At 62.6% G+C, this 17885-nt stretch carries 15 protein-coding genes; 7 read left to right on the top strand and 8 right to left on the bottom strand.

The features are described from left to right. Window positions 1-53: 53 nt before the first annotated feature. Together HWV67_RS00075 and HWV67_RS00070 are read left to right on the top strand one after the other, a co-directional pair. On the top strand, window positions 54-734 hold the full coding sequence (locus HWV67_RS00075; protein ID WP_110972108.1) for a response regulator transcription factor: 681 nt from the start codon (window positions 54-56) through the stop codon (window positions 732-734). Further along, complete coding sequence (locus tag HWV67_RS00070) at window positions 712-2094, top strand: sensor histidine kinase (RefSeq protein WP_175649403.1); 1383 nt, start codon at window positions 712-714, stop codon at window positions 2092-2094. Before HWV67_RS00075 ends, HWV67_RS00070 begins: the two co-directional genes overlap by 23 nt. A gap of 417 nt (window positions 2095-2511) precedes the next feature. Here HWV67_RS00070 and cysS read toward each other — a convergent pair whose 3' ends face one another. After that, window positions 2512-3894: a cysteine--tRNA ligase gene (gene cysS, locus HWV67_RS00065; protein WP_175649402.1), complete on the bottom strand. Its 1383-nt coding sequence runs from the start codon at window positions 3892-3894 to the stop codon at window positions 2512-2514. A gap of 9 nt (window positions 3895-3903) precedes the next feature. Beyond that, window positions 3904-5604: a glutamine--tRNA ligase/YqeY domain fusion protein gene (locus HWV67_RS00060; protein WP_175649401.1), complete on the bottom strand. Its 1701-nt coding sequence runs from the start codon at window positions 5602-5604 to the stop codon at window positions 3904-3906. Between the two features lie 237 nt (window positions 5605-5841). On the opposite strand from HWV67_RS00060, the gene HWV67_RS00055 reads away from it, so the two are divergent. The 3 genes from HWV67_RS00055 (at window position 5842) to HWV67_RS00045 (ending at window position 7635) form a co-directional block, all read left to right on the top strand. After that, the gene (locus HWV67_RS00055; RefSeq protein ID WP_175649400.1) at window positions 5842-6342 is read left to right on the top strand and encodes a peptidylprolyl isomerase; all 501 of its coding nucleotides are present in this window, start codon (window positions 5842-5844) and stop codon (window positions 6340-6342) included. Then, window positions 6339-7064: a UDP-2,3-diacylglucosamine diphosphatase gene (locus HWV67_RS00050; protein WP_175649399.1), complete on the top strand. Its 726-nt coding sequence runs from the start codon at window positions 6339-6341 to the stop codon at window positions 7062-7064. Before HWV67_RS00055 ends, HWV67_RS00050 begins: the two co-directional genes overlap by 4 nt. A 292-nt stretch (window positions 7065-7356) precedes the next feature. After that, on the top strand, window positions 7357-7635 hold the full coding sequence (locus tag HWV67_RS00045; protein WP_110972102.1) for a hypothetical protein: 279 nt from the start codon (window positions 7357-7359) through the stop codon (window positions 7633-7635). A gap of 52 nt (window positions 7636-7687) precedes the next feature. On the opposite strand, the gene HWV67_RS00040 is transcribed toward HWV67_RS00045, so the two are convergent. The 5 genes from HWV67_RS00040 to HWV67_RS00020 form a co-directional block, all read right to left on the bottom strand. After that, window positions 7688-9217 carry a DHA2 family efflux MFS transporter permease subunit gene (locus tag HWV67_RS00040; protein WP_175649398.1) on the bottom strand — a complete coding sequence of 510 codons (1530 nt, stop codon included), beginning with the start codon at window positions 9215-9217 and terminating at the stop codon, window positions 7688-7690. Beyond that, entirely contained in the window at window positions 9214-10410 is a 1197-nt protein-coding gene (locus tag HWV67_RS00035; RefSeq protein ID WP_175649397.1) for an HlyD family secretion protein, read from the bottom strand. The genes HWV67_RS00040 and HWV67_RS00035 overlap by 4 nt, the downstream gene beginning before the upstream one ends. An 18-nt stretch (window positions 10411-10428) precedes the next feature. Beyond that, complete coding sequence (locus HWV67_RS00030) at window positions 10429-11910, bottom strand: efflux transporter outer membrane subunit (protein ID WP_175649396.1); 1482 nt, start codon at window positions 11908-11910, stop codon at window positions 10429-10431. After that, window positions 11907-12380 (bottom strand): MarR family winged helix-turn-helix transcriptional regulator, encoded by a 474-nt coding sequence (locus tag HWV67_RS00025; protein ID WP_110972098.1) that lies wholly within the window; start codon window positions 12378-12380, stop codon window positions 11907-11909. Before HWV67_RS00025 ends, HWV67_RS00030 begins: the two co-directional genes overlap by 4 nt. A gap of 171 nt (window positions 12381-12551) precedes the next feature. Further along, the gene (locus tag HWV67_RS00020; RefSeq protein ID WP_110972097.1) at window positions 12552-13157 is read right to left on the bottom strand and encodes a tRNA-(ms[2]io[6]A)-hydroxylase; all 606 of its coding nucleotides are present in this window, start codon (window positions 13155-13157) and stop codon (window positions 12552-12554) included. A 154-nt stretch (window positions 13158-13311) separates the two neighbouring features. Here HWV67_RS00020 and HWV67_RS00015 point away from each other — a divergent pair, with 154 nt between their 5' ends. Continuing rightward, the gene (locus HWV67_RS00015) at window positions 13312-14175 is read left to right on the top strand and encodes a universal stress protein (protein ID WP_175649395.1); all 864 of its coding nucleotides are present in this window, start codon (window positions 13312-13314) and stop codon (window positions 14173-14175) included. Between the two features lie 55 nt (window positions 14176-14230). Here the strand turns inward: HWV67_RS00015 and HWV67_RS00010 are convergent, their stop codons facing one another. Continuing rightward, on the bottom strand, window positions 14231-14698 hold the full coding sequence (locus HWV67_RS00010; protein ID WP_175649394.1) for a DUF1289 domain-containing protein: 468 nt from the start codon (window positions 14696-14698) through the stop codon (window positions 14231-14233). Between the two features lie 405 nt (window positions 14699-15103). Between HWV67_RS00010 and acnB the strand changes: the two genes are divergently transcribed. Then, on the top strand, window positions 15104-17704 hold the full coding sequence (gene acnB / locus HWV67_RS00005) for a bifunctional aconitate hydratase 2/2-methylisocitrate dehydratase (protein ID WP_175650933.1): 2601 nt from the start codon (window positions 15104-15106) through the stop codon (window positions 17702-17704). Window positions 17705-17885 lie beyond the last annotated feature (181 nt).

Raw genomic sequence — 17885 nt, 5'->3', positions numbered from 1 at the left:
CGCTGTCTATTCTTTGGCACAATCGAATCTCAACTCGCCGCCCAGGTAAAAGCATGCCCCGCGTACTGACTATCGAAGACGACGCCGTCACTGGCCAGGAAATCGTCGCCGAACTTTCCAGCCACGGCCTGGAGGTCGATTGGGTCGACAACGGCCGCGAAGGCCTGTCCCGTGCAATCGCCGGTGGCTATGACCTGATCACCGTCGACCGGATGCTCCCCGAGGTCGATGGCCTGACGATTGTCACCACCCTGCGCAACCTGAAGATCGCCACGCCGATCCTGATGATCAGCGCCCTCTCCGATGTCGATGAGCGGGTTCGCGGCCTGCGTGCCGGCGGTGACGACTACCTGACCAAACCTTTCGCCTCCGACGAGATGGCTGCCCGCGTCGAGGTGCTGCTGCGCCGCAACAGCGTGCCGATGACCGAGACCCGCCTGCAGGTCGCCGACCTGCAACTGGACCTGATCAGCCATGAAGCCCGGCGCGGCGAGCAGTCGCTCAACCTGCTGCCCACCGAGTACAAGCTGCTGGAATTCCTCATGCGCCATGCCGGCCAGGTCATCACCCGGATGATGATTTTCGAGGAAGTCTGGGGCTATCACTTCGACCCCGGCACCAACCTGATCGACGTGCATATCGGCCGCCTGCGCAAGAAAATCGATGCCCCCGGCCAGACGCCGCTGATTCGCACCGTGCGAGGCTCCGGCTATGCCATTGCCGAACCCGTCTAAGGGCTGGAGTTCGTCAACCAGCCGACTGCTTGCGCTGTACAGTTTTCTGTTCGTGGCCTGGAGCAGCATCCTCATGGGGGTGCTGTACTTCGAAGTGTCCAGCTACCTGAACAAGCTCACCCGTCATTCGCTGATGCAACGCCAGCACCTGTTTGCCCACATGAGCGGCAAGCAACTGGATGACGCGCTGATCGCAAGCCAGGCCTTCGAAGAACGCAGCTTCGACGCCTATGGCCTGTTCGACCCGCAGTTCAACCCGCTGGGCGGGCAGATCCGCCAGATGCCCGCCGAACTGGGCCTGGACGGCCGCATCCATGAAATCAGCCGCTGCCTCGACGCCGACGACCCACGCCTGCCGCGGGACAGTTGCGATGCGGTGGCGCTCAAGGTTCAGGATGGTCGCTGGCTGGTGCTGGTGCGGGACAACGGTTCGCTGTTCGTGGTCACCCGGATCATCCTCCACGCCCTGCTCTGGGGCCTGTCGCTGACCATCATTCCCGGCATCGCCGGCTGGTACTGGCTGCGCCGCCGACCGCTGAAGCGGATCCGCGCGATCCAGGCCACCGCCGAACAGATCGTCGCCGGCGACCTGACCCGGCGCCTGCCGCTGTCGCCACGCCGCGACGAGCTGGACATGCTCGCAGCCATCGTCAACGCCATGCTTGACCGCATCGAACACCTGATGCACGAGGTCAAAGGCGTCTGCGACAACATTGCCCACGACCTGCGCACCCCGCTGACCCGTCTGCGTGCCCAGCTCTACCGTATCCGCCAGCAGGCCGGCGATGACGCGCCGCAGGCCGAGGCGATGGAACAGGCGATCGCCGAGACCGACACCCTGATGGCGCGTTTCCGCGGGCTGCTGCGCATCAGCGAACTGGAAGACCGTCAGCGCCGTGCCGGCTTCGTCGAACTGCAGGCCCAGGCGTTGCTGGTGGAGCTCCACGACTTCTACCTGCCGCTGGCCGAGGACGGCGAGATTGCCCTTGAACTGCGGGTTGCCGAGTCGTTGCCGACGCTGTTCGGCGACCATGAACTGCTGTTCGAGGCCCTGGCCAACCTGGTGGGCAATGCCATCAAGTTCACCCCGACCGGCGGACGGGTGCGCATCAGCGCCGAGCGTGATGACGCGGGCATGCATATCGCGGTGGAGGACAGCGGTCCGGGGATTCCCGAGGAAGAACGCGAGACGGTATTGAAGCGCTTCTACCGCAGCGAAGAAGGCCACCGCCATGCCGGCTTCGGCCTGGGGTTATCGATCGTCTCGGCGATCGTCGACCTGCACGGGTATCAGTTGGAGGTGGGGGAAAGCGAGTGGGGTGGTGCGCGGTTGGTGGTGCATTGCCGGGGGCAGGTTTGAAAGGCTGATGGCCTTATCGCCGCATGGATATCTACACATCTCGCAGGGCATCGCAAAGCGTCGGTCACCTGCAATCCTGTGGGAGCGGATTCATCCGCGAAGGGCCGCAAAGCGGCCCTAAATCCATCCAGCACCTTGTTTCTGGCTGGTCTGGATCTCGCATTCAGGCGTCCTGAGGTCGAAAGAAATACCGAACATAGACAGCCACCTCGTGCGGGATGGTTTTGGGGCCGCTTTGCGGCCCTTCGCGGATGAATCCGCTCCCACAGTTCGCGGTGGCCTGACGTCCTGTGCTTACCTGCGAGATGTGTAGATACCCATGCTCATCGCCGGCAAGCCAGCTCCCACAAGGTCCTGTGCATGCAGAACCTGTGGGAGCTGGCTTGCCGGCGATGAGGCCATCACTGCCTCAAACAATCAGTCAGCCAGACGCCAGGTGGTCTCGCCCTTCTTGTCTTCCAGCACCACACCCATGGCCGCCAACTGATCACGAATCCGGTCGGATTCGCCCCAGTTCTTGTCGGCCCGCGCCTGCAGGCGCGCCTGGATCAGGGCTTCGACTTCTGCCGCATCTACCTTGCCTTCGGCACCGGCACGCAGGAAGTCATCGGCATCCAGTTGCAGCACACCCAGCAAACCACCCAGCTCACGCAGGCGTCCGGCCAGGCCCGCAGCGGTCTGTGGCTCGCTCTCGCGCAGACGGTTGATCTCGCGCACCAGATCGAACAACACGGCGCAGGCTTCCGGCGTACCGAAGTCGTCGTTCATCGCCGCAGCGAAGCGCTCGACGTACTCGTCGCCGCCTTGCGGCGCCACGATCGGCAAGCCGCGCAGGGCGTGATAGAAGCGCTCCAGCGCACCTTTCGAGTCGCGCAGGCTGTCTTCGGAGTAGTTGATCGCGCTGCGGTAGTGGCTCGACACCAGCAGGTAGCGCACCACTTCCGGGTGATACTTTTCCAGCACGTCGCGGATGGTGAAGAAGTTGTTCAACGACTTGGACATCTTCTCGCCGTTGATGCGGATCATCCCGCAGTGCATCCACGAATTGGCGTACTGCTTGCCGGTCGCGGCCTCGCTCTGGGCGATTTCGTTCTCGTGGTGCGGGAACTCCAGGTCGCTGCCGCCACCGTGGATGTCGAAGCTCTCGCCCAGGCAGCAGGTGGACATCACCGAGCATTCGATGTGCCAGCCCGGACGGCCCGCGCCCCATGGTGACTCCCAGCTCGGCTCGCCCGGCTTGACGCCCTTCCACAGCACGAAGTCCAGCGGATCCTGCTTGGCCTCGTCGACTTCGATCCGCGCGCCGATGCGCAGGTCTTCGATCTTCTTGCGCGACAGCTTGCCGTAGCCGACGAACTTGCCAACGCGGTAGTACACGTCGCCGTTGCCCGGCGCGTAAGCGTAGCCCTTGTCGATCAGGGTCTGGATCATCGCGTGCATGCCGGGGATATGGTCGGTGGCACGCGGTTCCAGGTCTGGCGGCAGGATGTTCAGGCGGCGCTCGTCTTCGTGCATCGCATCGATCATGCGCGCGGTCAGGGCGTCGAACGACTCGCCGTTCTCGTTGGCACGGTTGATGATCTTGTCATCGATGTCGGTGATGTTGCGCACGTAGGTCAGGTCGTAGCCGCTGTAACGCAGCCAGCGAGTGGCCAGGTCGAAGGCGACCATGCTGCGGCCGTGGCCCAGGTGGCAGAAGTCGTACACGGTCATGCCGCAGACGTACATCCGCACCTTGTTGCCGTCCAGCGGTTTGAAAACTTCCTTGGTCTTGCTCAGGGTGTTGTAGATGTTAAGCACGAAAATTCCTCAGCTGCCCCAGGAGTCACGCAGGGACACGGTGCGGTTGAATACCGGACGGCCTGGACGGGAGTCTTTCAGGTCGGCGCAGAAGTAACCTTCGCGCTCGAACTGGAAGCGGTCTTCAGGCTGGGCATTGCCCAGCGAGGGCTCGGCACGACAACCACTGAGCACCTGCAGCGAGTCTGGGTTGATGTTGTCGAGGAAGGTGCCGCCCTCTTCCGCTTTCTCCGGGTTCGCCGCGCGGAACAGGCGGTCGTACAGACGCACTTCGCACTCGACGCTGGCAGCGGCCGGAACCCAGTGGATCACGCCCTTGACCTTGCGGCCCTCGGGGTTCTTGCCCAGGGTGTCGGGGTCATAGGAGCAGAGCAGTTCGACGATGTTGCCGTCGGCATCCTTGATCGCCTCGTCGGCACGGATCACGTAGCTGCCGCGCAGGCGCACTTCACCGGCGGGTTCCAGGCGCTTGTAGCCCTTCGGCGGCTCTTCCATGAAGTCGTCGCGGTCGATGTACAGCTCGCGGGCGAACGGCAGGGCGCGCACGCCCATGTCTTCCTTCGGATGGCGTGGCAGTTCGAGGTTCTCGACCTGGCCTTCCGGGTAGTTGGTGATGGTCACTTTCAGCGGACGCAGCACGCACATGGCGCGCGGCGCAGTGCGGTCGAGGTCGTCACGGATGCTGAATTCCAGCATCGACATGTCGACCACGCCGTCGGAACGGTTGGTGCCGATCATTTCGCAGAAGTTGCGGATCGACGCCGGGGTGTAGCCGCGGCGGCGGAAACCGGACAGGGTCGACATGCGCGGGTCATCCCAGCCTTCGACGTGCTTCTCGTCGACCAGTTGCTTGAGCTTGCGCTTGCTGGTGATGGTGTAGTTCAGGTTCAGGCGGCTGAACTCGTACTGGCGCGGTTTGGCCGGCACCGGCAGGTTGTCCAGGAACCACTCGTAGAGCGGACGATGGCCTTCGAACTCCAGGGTGCAGATGGAGTGCGTGATGCCTTCGATGGCATCGGACTGGCCATGGGTGAAGTCGTAGTTCGGGTAGATGCACCACGTGTCACCGGTCTGGTGGTGGTGGGCATGACGGATACGGTAGAGGATCGGGTCGCGCAGGTTCATGTTCGGCGAGGCCATGTCGATCTTTGCCCGCAGCACGCGCTCGCCGTCCTTGAACTCGCCGGCTTTCATGCGGGCGAACAGGTCCAGGTTTTCCTCGAAGCTGCGCTCGCGGAACGGGCTGTTCTTGCCAGGCTCGGTCAGGTTGCCGCGGTATTCCTTGGCTTGCTCAGGAGTCAGGTCGCAGACATAGGCGTTGCCCGACTTGATCAGATCCACGGCCCAGTCGTGCAGTTGATCGAAGTACTGCGAGGCGTAGCGCACCGGACCGGTCCATTCGAAGCCCAGCCACTTGACGTCTTCCTGGATGGCGTCGATGTACTCCTGGTCCTCTTTGGCCGGGTTGGTGTCATCGAAACGCAGGTGGCAGGCACCGCCGAATTCCTTGGCCAGGCCGAAGTTCACGCAGATCGACTTGGCATGGCCGATGTGCAGATAACCATTGGGCTCAGGCGGGAAACGGGTAACGATGCTGCTGTGCTTGCCCGATTCCAGATCGGCCTGCACGATCGGGCGCAGGAAATTGACGGGAACGGCGGGCGCGCCTTTGGCGGCATTGGGAGCGGTGTCAGCAGTGGGCTTGCTCATAGGATCCTTGGAATTCTGGTCTTCGGCCCGGGTAGGCCGCGTGAAACAAAGCGCTTATCATAGCCGAAGCGGTCGCGCTGCCGACAGCACCGCGCCGACAAACCGGCGCTAATATGGGCAGGCACCGCAAAAAAATCAGCACAATGAACGTATCGCCGACGCCAGAGCGGGCGTCAGGGTCAAATACGCAGTTTTACACCCCTCCTTCCCACATGCCTTGAGAGAGCGAATTTCAGCATGGCAAAAGTCAAACTGAGCACCAACCACGGCGACATCATCCTGCAGCTGGATGCCGAAAAAGCCCCGAAAACCGTGGAAAACTTCGTCCAGTACGTTAAAGAAGGCCACTTCGACAACACCGTGTTCCACCGTGTCATCAAGGGCTTCATGATCCAGGGCGGCGGCTTCGAGCCTGGCATGACCCAGAAGAAAACCCGCGCCACCATCCAGAACGAAGCGGATAACGGCCTGAAGAACACCAAGTACAGCATCGCCATGGCCCGCACCATGGAGCCGCATTCGGCGTCTGCGCAGTTCTTCATCAACGCTTCCAACAACGACTTCCTCAACCACAGCGGCAAGAACGTGCAAGGCTGGGGCTACGCGGTATTCGGTGAAGTGACCGAAGGCCAGGAAATCGTCGACGCCATCGAAGGCGTGGCTACCGGCTCCAAGTCCGGCCACCAGGACGTGCCGAAAGAAGACGTGATCATCGAGAAAGCCGAGATCATTGAGTGATACTGCTGATCTCCGATCTGCATCTGCAAGAAGAACGCCCGGACATTACCCGGGCGTTTCTTGATCTGCTGGCAACCCGCGCCCGCGATGCACAAGCGTTGTACATCCTGGGCGACTTTTTCGAGGCCTGGATCGGCGACGACGGCATGACGCCGTTCCAGACTTCAATCTGCGAGGCCCTGCGTACGCTGAGCGACAGCGGCACCCAGGTGTTCCTGATGCACGGCAACCGCGACTTCCTGATCGGCAAGGCCTTCTGCAAGGCCGCGGGCGTCACTCTGCTGCGCGACCCCAGCGTGGTCGAAATGGGCGGCGAGCCGGTGCTGCTGATGCACGGCGACAGCCTGTGCACCCGCGACGAAGCCTATATGAAGCTGCGCCGCACCCTGCGCAACCCGCTGAGCCTGTGGATTCTGCGTCATCTGCCGCTGAGCACCCGGCGCAAGCTGGCGCGCAAGCTGCGCAGCGAAAGCAAGACGCAGACCCGCATGAAAGCCACCGACATCATCGACGTGACCACCGAGGAAGTGCCGCGAATCATGCAGCAGCATGGCGTGCGCACCCTGGTCCACGGCCATACCCATCGGCCGGCGATCCACAAGCTCACCCTTGATGATGGCAGTGCCGGCCGGCGCATCGTCCTGGGTGACTGGGACCGCCAAGGCTGGGCCCTGCAAGTAGATGAACAGGGCTTTCAACTGGCTCCGTTCGCGTTCGCCTGAACACCCGCTTCGCGGCACCGTCCGCGAAGCCTCCCCCCCCTGCCCGAACCCTCCGAAAGCCTCCCGCACTACTTTGCGCACGCAGCTTCAAATACGTATCTGTCGTGGGCAATCGCTTACATTTCGCGGAGCCAATGACCGACAGACGCCATCTTTGCCAGTGATATCGTAGAGCCATTATGTGAACTGGATCACAGCCAAACACCGCGAACATGGATGCCGGAAACCATCGAATAAACGGGGCGATATCCGAAAAGCCAGACGAGTAGGAATTTATAGGGAGATAAACCGCATGACCGCTCAAGCACAAATTGTTGGTGGCTGGACTCCACTGCACGCTCTGGATTCCAACGAACAGGCCATCTTCGACAAAGTCACCTCGCAGTTGATCGGCGCAACCTACAAGGCACTGGAAGTCCGTTCCCAAGTGGTCAACGGCATCAAGTACCAGTACGTGGCCAACCAGTCCATCCCAGGCTACGAAGGCACCAGCCGTGTAGCCGTGGAAGTCTATGCACCGGCCGGCGGCAACCCAAGCATCATCTCGATCACCCCACTGCTGCTGGGTTGATTGCACAACCCCCGGGCGCATGGATTAGGCGTCCGGGGGTTACCGCCTTCTTTCAATGCCCGCCCGCAGCAGGCCCCGCCTTCGCCGCAAACGGCGGCTTCGCCAGCCACACCAGCAAGATCAACCCCGCGAACACCCAGCCCATCAGCGTGAAGTAATCCACGGTCGACATCATGTACGCCTGGCTGCTGAGCATCTGCTCCAGTTGCCGGTATGACGCGCCCCCTGCCCCGCCCATCTGGTTCAGCGCCTCGCGAGTCGCCGGTTCATAGGTGCTGATGCTTTCGCTTAGATAAGCATGGTGCTGATCGGCGCGGCGGATCCAGATCCAGGTGGTCAGCGACGCGGCAAAACTGCCGCCCAAGGTCCGCAGGAAAGTCGCCAGACCCGAGCCATCGGCGATCTGCTGTGGCGGCAGGTCCGAGAGCAGGATGCTCAGGGTCGGCATGAAGAACAGCGCCACGCCAATCCCCATGAACAACTGCACCATGGCCACGTGCTGGAAGTCCACTTCATGGGTGAACCCCGCCCGCATGAAGCAACTCGCGCCAATCGCCAGGAACGCCAGCCCGGCCAGTAGGCGCAGGTCGAAGCGGTGCGCGTACTTGCCGACGAAAGGCGACAGCAGCACCGGCAGCAGGCCAATCGGCGCCACCGCCAGCCCGGCCCAGGTAGCGGTGTAACCCATCTGCGTCTGCAGCCATTGCGGCAGGATCAGGTTGATACCGAAGAAGCCGGCATAGCCGAGCACCAGGACGATGGTGCCGATGCGGAAGTTGCGGTGGGCAAACAGACGCAGGTTCACCACCGGGTGCTTGTCGGTCAGTTCCCAGATGATGAACACCGCGATGAACACCACGGAAATCAGGCTGCCAATGACAATGAAGTTCGACTCGAACCAGTCCAGGTCATTGCCCTTGTCCAGCACGATCTGCAAGGCGCCGACCCCGATGATCAGGCTCAGCAGGCCGATATAGTCCATCGGCTGGCGGCTGGTCTGCACAGGCCGCGTGCGCATCTGCTGGCGAACCACGGCAGCGGCGAACAGGCCGATGGGGATATTGATGAAGAAGATCCACGGCCAGCTATAGCTGTCGGTGATCCAGCCACCGAGAATCGGCCCCGCGATCGGCGCCACCACCGTGACCATCGCCAATAGCGCCAGGGCCATCCCGCGCTTCGCCGGGGGATAGACGGCAATCAGCAGGGTCTGGGTCATCGGGTACAACGGCCCGGCGACCACGCCCTGGAGAATGCGGAACCCCACCAGTTCCGGCATCGACTGCGAGATCCCGCAGAGGAACGACGCCAGCACGAACAACAGGGTCGCCCAGATGAACAACTTGACCTCGCCGAAGCGCCGGCTTAGCCAGCCGGTCAACGGCAGGGCGATGGCGTTGCTCACTGCAAACGAGGTGATGACCCAGGTGCCCTGCTCCGAACTGACGCCGAGGTTGCCGGAAATAGTCGGCAACGCCACGTTGGCGATCGTGGTGTCGAGCACCTGCATGAAGGTCGCGAGCGACAGGCCGATGGTGGTCAGCAGCAGGCTCGGCGGGGTGAACGAAGCCTGGTTGCTCATCGCTGGGCAGTCTTGTCGCTGGCGCTGTTGTCGTGGATCAACCGGGCGATCAGGGTGTCGGCCTCGGCCAGTTGACGGTCATATACCTGGGTGGCGAAGGTCGCCTTCTGCGGCGCCTGTTGGGCCAGCACCGGACCGCTCTGGTCGTGCAGATCGACATCGACCGTGGTCGACAGACCGATGCGCAGCGGATGCTGGTTCAGTTGCTCGGCATTGATGTGCACCCGCACCGGGACGCGCTGGACGATCTTGATCCAGTTGCCGGTGGCGTTCTGCGCGGGCAGCAGGGCGAACGCGCTGCCGGTGCCGGCGCCGAGGCTGTCGATGGTGCCGCTGTATTTGACGTCGCTGCCGTACAGGTCGGTGCTGATATCCACCGGCTGGCCGATGCGCATGTTGCGCAGTTGGGTTTCCTTGAAGTTGGCGTCGATCCACAACTGATCCAGCGGGATCACCGCCATGGTCGCGGTGCCCGGCTCCAGGCGCTGGCCCAATTGCACGGTGCGCTTGGCGACATAACCGGTGACCGGCGCCACCAGGGTGGTGCGGGCATTGCTCAGGTACGCCTGACGCAAGTCGGCGGCGGCTGCCTGAACCTCGGGGTGAGACGACACCACGGTGTCATCCACCAGCGCGGTGGTGGTGTTCAGTTGCTGTTTGGCATTGCTCAGCGCGCTCTGCGCCGACGACAGGTCGTCACGGGCGTGGGACAGTTCTTCCTGGGAAATCGCCCCGCCAGCGGCAAGGGTCTTGCGCCGGTTGTAGTTTTCCTGGGCCTTTTGCAGCTCGGCCTGACGCGCCGCGACCTGGGCCTTCATGCCGTCGACGTTGCTGTACAGCCCGCGCACCTGACGTACCGCCCGGGCCAGCTTGGCCTCGGCGGCCTGCAGGCCGACCTCGGCGTCGCTCGGGTCGAAGCGGATCAGTTCCTGGCCGGCGTGCACCAGGTCGCCGTCGTCGGCGCCGATGCTGACCACGGTGCCGCTGATCAGCGGCGTGATCTCGACCACGTTGCCGTTGACGTAGGCGTCGTCGGTGCTTTCAGTCCAGCGCCCGTACAACTCATGCCAGGCCCAGGTGCCGGCGCCGATGGCGAGCACCACGAGCAGCAGCCCGAGCAGCCAGGTCTTGCGCTTGCGCTGATTGTTAACGTCCTGCTCGTTGACGGCAGTGTCCGAAGTTGGGGTAGCCATTGACGAATACCTTGACGGTTAAGGGTGACGGGAGGCCGGCGATGCTGCCGCGGCCTGCTGTTGTTGGGATGCCGCATCAGGCTGGAAACCACCGCCGAGCGCCTGCATCAGCAGGATCGAACGGTCGATGCGCTCGGCATTGAGCTCGGCCAGTTGGCGCTGGGCCTGCAGCAGTTGCTGCTCGATGCTCAGCACATCGAGGAAATTGCCGATGCCGGAGCCGTAGCGCTGCATGACGGTGTCGTAGGACTGCTGGGCGATGTCGGTGGCACGCTGTTTGGTCGCCACCTGCTCGCCGAGGGCGTGCAACTGGTCGATGTTGTCGCTGACTTCGCCGAGGGCGTTGACCAGGCTCTTGTTGTACTGGGCAACGGCCAGGTCGTAGTCGGCGTCGCGGGCATCGAGGTCGGCGCGCAGGCGGCCACCATCGAAGATCGGCAACGAGATGGTCGGGGCAATATTGAAGAAGCGGCTCGGCGCACCGAAGATCGCATCGCCCAGCAACGCCTGGGTACCCGCCGCAACGCTCAGATTGAGGTTGGGGTAGAAGCGGGTCTTGCTCGCATCGATCGACTTGCTCGCCGCCTCGACTCGCCAGCGTGCCGCCACCAGGTCAGGACGCCGGCCGAGCAACTCGGCGGGCAGCACCGATGGCAACGCTACCGCGCCCGGTTTGAGCACTGCGGGCCGGGCAATCTGCTGGGCGCGGTCCGGCCCTTTGCCGAGCAATACCGCGAGGGCGATCTGCGCGCTGCGCAGTTGTTTCTGGGCATTGATCGCCTGCTCTTCGGAGCTGGCGGCCAGGCTTTCGGTCTGCTGGAGCTGGTACTCGCTGTCGATCCCGGCGGACAGACGGCGCTGGCCCAGGTCGAGCATCTGCCGGGTGCGCTTGAGATCATCCTGGGTCAGGTCGTAGACGATATAGGCCTGGCCCAACTGGCTGTAGGCCCGGGCCACGTCGGCGGCGAGGGTCAGACTCGCGGCCTGGCGATCGACCTCGGCGGCGCGGGCCTGGCCCAACGCGGCTTCCCAGGCGGCACGCTGGCCGCCCCAGAGGTCGAAGGTGTAATTGAAGTCGAGGCTCAGGCTGCGCAGCGTCGAATAGCGACCGCCCTGCCCGGCCGGATCCTGATCCCGCGCCAGCCGCGAGCGGCTGACACTGGCGTTGGCGTCCAGGCTCGGCATGCGATCGGCATCGGCGGCATAGGCTGCGGCGCTGGCTTGATGGGCGCGGGCGCTGGCGATCTGCATGTCCGGGCTGTCGCGCAGGGCTTCGCCAATCAGGCCGTCCAGTTGCGGATCACCGAGGCTGCGCCACCAGTCACTTTTCGGCCAGGCGGCCGGCGACAGGGTGACGCCCTTGAGGGTCTGTTCGGCCTTGAGATCGCTGGCCGCCAGGCGCTCGCCTTCCGGCGCGAGGCCGCGGTAGCTGGCGCAACCGGCCAGGGTCAGGGCGATAACCAGCAGGCTCAGGCTGCTGCGCAAGGTGGTTGTGTTCATTTGTCACTCACCCGCAGCGCCGTCAGCGAATCGCCGGCGTTGAGCAGGACCTTGGTGAGAATCGCGGTGAGCGTGGCCAATTCGTCAGGCGCCAGCACGCCGACCAGCTCGTTCATCGCCTCGGCGCCGATATGCGGCAGGCGGTCGGCGAGCTTCTGTCCTTCTTCGGTCAATTCGACGCGCACTTGCCGGCGGTCCTCGGGGCAGCGACTGCGGGCGATCAGATCTTTCTGTTCGAGGCGGTCGAGCATGCGGGTCATGGAACCGCTGTCCAGGCCGAGGTAACGGCACAGCTCGGCGGGGGTATCGACGCCGTACTGGGCGACGATGATCAGCACCTTGAACTGCGCGGCGGTGACGCCGTAGTCCTGCAGATGGCTGTCGAGAATGCGGTCCTTGACCAGCGCAGCACGCCCGAGGAGCAGGCCGATGGTGCAGGTCTGGAAGTTTTCCGGAGTGAAATGGGACATGAAGGGAGAAACCTGCTTAGGCAGTGATGTAAGCAGATATTACTGCCCAGACATTAATTGTCCAGGCATTTATTAGCTTGCTTCCTATTTTGACGACGAAAGGCCGAGTGGATCAGTCGGGATTCAGGCAGGGAAACATCGGCGCGCAGAGAACCCGCGCGCCGTGGGGACTCAGGCTGGAACGCCGCTGTGGAAGCGGAATTCCTCGTCCGGCGAAACGACCAGTTCGGCCTCGGCTTCACGGACTTTGACGATGGTGCGTTCGATATCTGCCGCGTCGCCGTATTGGTAGGCCAGCTTCAGGTAGCCCTGATAATGCCGCGCCTCGCTTTTCAGCAGGCCGTGATAGAACTTGCCGAGTTCTTCGTCGAGATGCGGCACCAGTGTGGCGAACCGCTCGCAACTGCGAGCTTCGATAAAGGCACCGACCACCAGGGTGTCGACCAGCTTGACCGGCTCGTGGGAACGCACCAACCGGCGCAGGCTCGAGGCATAACGGCCGGCATTGATCGGACGCAGCGGCACCTTGCGCCGCTTCATCAGACGCAACACCTGTTCGTGGTGCACCAGCTCCTCGCGGGCGAGGCGCGACATCATGTGGATCAGGTCGATGTGGGTGTTGTACTTGGCGATCAGGCTCAGCGCCGTACTGGCGGCCTTGAACTCGCAATTCTTGTGGTCGATCAGCATTGTTTCCTGATCGGCCAGCGCCGCTTGCACCCAGGCATCTGGCGTGCGGCAGCCGAGGAAGGCTTCGATTTCGGGGATGAGTTCCATGATTCACAACAGGCATGAGGCGGCAGGGCCGGCGATTATACCGGCGCGGGCGGCTATCACCAGTGACTATGCTTTGATATGTATCAAGCCGCGCCGCATCGAGCGCCGACTATAGTCAGGCATTGGTCGCCATTTCCCAAGGGAGTTCTCGTTCATGCAAGCCGTCCGCAGCATCCTGGTGGTACTCGATCCCGAGCACGCCCACAGCCGGGCCTTGACCCGGGCCAAACTCATCGGCAAAGCGACCGGCGCACGCCTGCACCTGTTGATGTGCGACAAAAAACACGACCACAGCGCCCTGCTCAGCCTGCTTTCCAGCCAGTTGCACGACGATGGCTACGACAACGTCACCTTCGAGCAGGCGTGGCACGACACCCTTCACGAATCGATCATCGATGTGCAGCAAGCCGAAGGCTGCGAGCTGGTGATCAAGGAACACCGCCCGGACAACCCGCTGAGAAAGGCCCTGCTCACCCCTTCCGACTGGAAACTGCTGCGCCTGTGTCCGGCAGCGGTACTGATGGTCAAGACCGAGCGCCCCTGGACCGGCGGCGTGATCCTCGCCGCCGTCGACGTGGGCAACAACGACCAGGACCACCGTGTGCTGCACGGCGATATCGTCGACCACGGCTACGCCATCGCCGACCTGGCCAAGGGCAATCTGCACGTGATCAGCGCCCATCCGTCGCCCATGCTTTCAGCGGCGGACCCGGTCTATCAGCTCAAGGAAACCATCGAACAGCGCTACCGCGAAGCCTGCGCCGCGTTCCAGGCGGAGTTCGATATCAGCGATGAGCGCCTGCATGTCGCCGAAGGCCCTGCGGATGTGCTGATTCCGTACACCGCCAGCAAACTCGACGCCGTGGTGACGGTAATCGGCACTGTGGCCCGCACCGGGATCACTGGCGCGCTGATCGGTAATACGTCGGAAGTGGTGCTGGACTCGCTGGAATGCGATGTGCTGGTACTGAAGACAGCCGAAGTGGCGGCGCAACTGAATGAACTGGCCCAAGGCTGATTTCTGAAGAAACCTTCAGGGCCTCATCGCTGACACGCGATGAGGCCCTGACGAATCAGCCCAAGGCGTCCTTGAGGAACCCGGGCGCGATATACCGCTGGTAATGGGCTTCGGAAAGCAGGAAGAACTCGGTATCGATGGCATCCCGCAGTTCCGGCAATTCCCAATCGCGAAACTCCGGCAACAGCACCAACCCGTAGGCTTCCAGCTCGCGGATCACCCGCGCACCACGGGCGATCAACTGGTAGGCCCAGCAATATTCCGACTGATGCGGTACGTAGCGAATCTTGCGCTGCTCCAGTTGCAGGCGCAGCCGTTCGGCGTCGAAAACCTCCAGCTTGGCGGTCATCACCTGGACCAGAAGCTGTTCCAGGCGCAACCACACCGCGCGTTTTTCATCCTCGCTGTAGCCGTTCCAGTGGATCACTTCATGGTGGAATCGCTTGCAGCCGCGGCACACCAGATCCCCGTAAACCGTGGAGCAGAGGCCGACGCAAGGCGTCTTGATGGACTGATTGGACATGGGCAGATCGACAGCATGGCAACGAAACAGATGGCCATGTTAGCCCTTTGTCTAACGAGGGTCACTCGCTAAAGTCTTCGTCGTCGCCTTACCTTTATTTTGAATTTACCGTAGAATCACCCGGCCTTTTAAGGCGCCAAATGTCCGTTAGAAGCTGTTTTCAAAGCGTCACGAGCACAGTTATCCGGTAGAACGGCGTTGGCATGGGAAATTCACCCGTGAATGTCCCGTGCCAGCCCTCATCAGCTCCCCGTTCTGCAGGCGTAAAACTTTGAAAGCAGCTTCTGTAAGGATTTCCTGCAACTCTGGCTACGCGGCTCAAAAAGCCGTATTTGCGCATGAGTGCGGATTTTCTGGATGAGCGTCCCGGACACCCATTTGGGACCACTGATGAGGGTAATAACTGTGCTTGAAGCCTACCGCAAACATATCGAAGAGCGTGCAGCCCTGGGTATCGTTCCCCAGCCGCTCAACGCCGAACAAACTGCAGGCCTGGTCGAGCTGCTGAAAAACCCGCCGGCCGGCGAAGAAGCCTTCCTCGTTGAACTGATCACCGACCGCGTTCCACCGGGAGTCGACGAAGCCGCCTACGTCAAGGCCGCTTTCCTCTCCGCCATCGTCAAAGGCGACGCCAAATCCCCGCTGATCGACCGCAAGCGCGCCACCGAGCTGCTGGGCACCATGCAGGGCGGCTACAACATCGCCACCCTGGTCGAGCTGCTGGATGACGCCGAGCTGGGCGCCGTCGCGGCCGAACAGCTCAAGCACACCCTGCTGATGTTCGATGCCTTCCACGACGTGGCCGAAAAAGCCAAGGCCGGCAACGCGCACGCCCAGGCTGTACTGGACTCCTGGGCTGCCGGCGAGTGGTTCACCACCCGTCCTGCCATCGCCGAGAAATACACCCTGACCGTGTTCAAGGTGCCTGGCGAAACCAACACCGACGACCTGTCGCCTGCTCCAGACGCCTGGTCGCGCCCTGATATCCCGCTGCACGCCCTGGCCATGCTGAAAATGGCCCGTGACGGCATCGAGCCAGAGCAACCAGGTTCGGTCGGTCCGCTGAAGCAGATCGAAGCGGTCAAGGCCAAGGGCTTCCCGGTCGCCTACGTCGGTGACGTGGTCGGTACCGGTTCCTCGCGCAAATCCGCAACCAACTCCGTGCTGTGGTTCTTCGGCGACGACATCCCGTACGTGCCGAACAAGCGCGCCGGTGGTTTCTGCTTCGGTACCAAGATCGCTCCGATCTTCTACAACACCATGGAAGACGCCGGCGCCCTGCCGATCGAATTCGACTGCACCAACCTGGCCATGGGCGACGTCATCGACGTCTACCCGTTCAAAGGTGAAGTACGCCGTCACGGTAGCGACGAGCTGGTCACCAACTTCGAACTGAAAACCGAAGTGCTGCTGGACGAAGTCCGCGCTGGCGGCCGTATCCCGCTGATCGTCGGCCGCGGCCTGACCGAGAAAGCCCGTACCGAACTGGGCCTGGGCGCTTCCGACCTGTTCAAGAAGCCAGAGCAGCCTGTCGACACCGGCAAAGGCTACACCCTGGCGCAGAAAATGGTCGGCAAGGCTTGCGGCGTGACCGGCGTTCGTCCGGGCACCTACTGCGAACCGAAGATGACCACCGTCGGCTCCCAGGACACCACTGGCCCGATGACCCGCGACGAGCTGAAAGACCTGGCGTGCCTGGGCTTCTCCGCTGACCTGGTCATGCAGTCGTTCTGCCACACCGCGGCCTATCCGAAGCCGATCGACGTCACCACCCACCACACCCTGCCGGACTTCATCCGCACCCGTGGCGGCGTGTCCCTGCGTCCTGGCGACGGCATCATCCACAGCTGGCTGAACCGCATGCTGATGCCTGACACCGTCGGCACCGGCGGCGACTCGCACACCCGCTTCCCGATCGGCATCTCGTTCCCGGCCGGTTCTGGCCTGGTCGCCTTCGCCGCTGCCACCGGCGTCATGCCGCTGGACATGCCGGAATCGATCCTGGTTCGCTTCAAGGGCAAGCTGCAACCTGGTATCACCCTGCGTGACCTGGTTCATGCCATCCCTTACTACGGCATCAAGCAAGGCCTGCTGACCGTCGAGAAGAAGGGCAAGATCAACGCCTTCTCCGGCCGCATCCTGGAAATCGAAGGTCTCAACGAGCTGACCGTCGAACAAGCCTTCGAGCTGTCCGACGCCTCGGCCGAGCGTTCCGCTGCTGGTTGCACCATCAAGCTGCCGGAAAAAGCCATCGCCGAGTACCTGACCTCCAACATCACCCTGCTGCGCTGGATGATCGGCGAAGGCTACGGCGACCCACGCACCCTGGAGCGCCGCGCGCAAGCCATGGAAGCCTGGCTGGCCAACCCTGAGCTGCTGGCTGCCGATGCTGACGCCGAATACGCCGAAATCATCGAAATCGACCTGGCCGACGTCAAAGAGCCTGTGCTCTGCGCGCCGAACGACCCGGACGACGCTCGCCTGCTGTCGAGCGTTCAGGGCGAGAAGATCGACGAAGTGTTCATCGGTTCGTGCATGACCAACATCGGTCACTTCCGCGCTGCCGGCAAGTTGCTGGAGAAGGTCAAGGGTGGCATCCCTACCCGTCTGTGGCTGGCTCCACCAACCAAGATGGACGCTCACCAGCTGACCGAAGAAGGCTACTACGGCATCTACGGCAAAGCTGGCGCACGTATGGAAATGCCAGGCTGCTCGCTGTGCATGGGTAACCAGGCTCGCGTTCAGACCGGCTCGACCGTGGTGTCCACTTCGACCCGTAACTTCCCGAACCGCCTGGGCGACGCGACCAACGTGTACCTGGCCTCGGCTGAACTGGCCGCGGTCGCTTCGATCCTCGGCAAGCTGCCGACCGTCGAGGAGTACATGGAGTACGCGAAGAACATCGACAGCATGGCTGCCGACGTTTACCGCTACCTGAGCTTCGACCAGATCGCCGAGTTCCGCGAAGTGGCTGCGAACGCCAAGATCGCCGCTGTTCAGATCTAAGCAGAACCTGCGTTGAAAAAGCCCCGCTGAGATAGCGGGGCTTTTTTTATGCCTGTGACCCGTCCTGAATAAGGTTTACACCTTCTGACCTTATTTCAGGAGGGAGCAATGGATTCGGGGAAAAGGCGCAGCCAGCGCGATTACACGCAGGCTTTTAAATTGTCAGTGGTCGACCAGGTCG

The organism is Pseudomonas sp. Marseille-P9899 (assembly GCF_903166565.1).
Taxonomy (GTDB): Bacteria; Pseudomonadota; Gammaproteobacteria; order Pseudomonadales; family Pseudomonadaceae; genus Aquipseudomonas; species Aquipseudomonas huaxiensis.
This window is presented reverse-complemented; position numbering and strand designations above follow the sequence as displayed.

What these genes read in the sequence shown, in the direction of transcription:
- HWV67_RS00075 (WP_110972108.1), top strand. Translation starts at nt 54, where the DNA reads ATGCCCCGCGTACTGACTATCGAAGACGACGCCGTCACTGGCCAGGAA.
- HWV67_RS00070 (WP_175649403.1), top strand. Translation starts at nt 712, where the DNA reads ATGCCATTGCCGAACCCGTCTAAGGGCTGGAGTTCGTCAACCAGCCGA.
- HWV67_RS00060 (WP_175649401.1), bottom strand. Translation starts at nt 5,604, where the DNA reads ATGAGCAAGCCCACTGCTGACACCGCTCCCAATGCCGCCAAAGGCGCG.
- HWV67_RS00055 (WP_175649400.1), top strand. Translation starts at nt 5,842, where the DNA reads ATGGCAAAAGTCAAACTGAGCACCAACCACGGCGACATCATCCTGCAG.
- HWV67_RS00045 (WP_110972102.1), top strand. Translation starts at nt 7,357, where the DNA reads ATGACCGCTCAAGCACAAATTGTTGGTGGCTGGACTCCACTGCACGCT.
- HWV67_RS00040 (WP_175649398.1), bottom strand. Translation starts at nt 9,217, where the DNA reads ATGAGCAACCAGGCTTCGTTCACCCCGCCGAGCCTGCTGCTGACCACC.
- HWV67_RS00035 (WP_175649397.1), bottom strand. Translation starts at nt 10,410, where the DNA reads ATGGCTACCCCAACTTCGGACACTGCCGTCAACGAGCAGGACGTTAAC.
- HWV67_RS00030 (WP_175649396.1), bottom strand. Translation starts at nt 11,910, where the DNA reads ATGAACACAACCACCTTGCGCAGCAGCCTGAGCCTGCTGGTTATCGCC.
- HWV67_RS00025 (WP_110972098.1), bottom strand. Translation starts at nt 12,380, where the DNA reads ATGTCCCATTTCACTCCGGAAAACTTCCAGACCTGCACCATCGGCCTG.
- HWV67_RS00020 (WP_110972097.1), bottom strand. Translation starts at nt 13,157, where the DNA reads ATGGAACTCATCCCCGAAATCGAAGCCTTCCTCGGCTGCCGCACGCCA.
- HWV67_RS00015 (WP_175649395.1), top strand. Translation starts at nt 13,312, where the DNA reads ATGCAAGCCGTCCGCAGCATCCTGGTGGTACTCGATCCCGAGCACGCC.
- HWV67_RS00010 (WP_175649394.1), bottom strand. Translation starts at nt 14,698, where the DNA reads ATGTCCAATCAGTCCATCAAGACGCCTTGCGTCGGCCTCTGCTCCACG.